General features: G+C 68.6%; 1 pseudogene. It reads left to right on the top strand.

The annotated features are described in order from the left end of the window. Positions 1 to 714: pseudogene (locus JCM19049_RS16515) on the top strand (molybdopterin dinucleotide binding domain-containing protein); the annotation flags it as partial.

Genomic DNA, 714 nt, shown 5'->3' with positions numbered 1-714 from the left:
ATCGGCGGGCCTGCCGCGCTGGCCGGTGACGACCCGTTCATCATGCAGTCCGACGGCAAGGGCTGGCTGTTTGCGCCCAAGGGCATGGTCGACGGTCCGCTGCCCACCACTACGAACCGCAGGAATCCCCGGTCGCCAACCCGCTGTACCGCCAGCAGCAGAACCCGGCCCGGCTGGTCTACCCACGCGATGACAACCTCAGCGCGCCCAGCGCCGGCGCCCCGGGGTCCGAGGTGTACCCCTTCGTGTTCACCACCTACCGGCTGACCGAGCACCATACGGCCGGCGGGATGAGCCGTTGGCTGCCCTACCTCTCCGAGCTGCAGCCGGAGATGTTCTGCGAAATTTCCCCGCAGCTGGCCGCCGAACGCGGACTGGAGCCGTACGGCTGGGCCACGATCATTTCCCCGCGTTCGGCCATCGAGGCCCGGGTGCTGGTCACCGAACGGGTCAAGCCGCTGAACGTTTCCGGTCAGGTCATCCACCAGGTCGGACTGCCCTACCACTGGGGTGTGGGCAGTGATTCAGTGGTCAGCGGGGACGCGGCCAACGACCTGCTGGGAGTCACCCTGGACCCGAACGTGCAGATCCAGGAATCCAAGGCCGGCTCCTGCGACATCATCCCGGGCCGCCGTCCGCGCGGACCGGCCTTGCTGGCGCTGATCGCCGAATACCAGCAGCGCGCCGGGGCCACGGCACAGACCGGCAGCGAGA

The organism is Arthrobacter sp. JCM 19049 (assembly GCF_001310435.1).
Note: the sequence above shows the minus strand (reverse complement) of the source record. Positions and strands in the feature narration are given on the sequence as shown.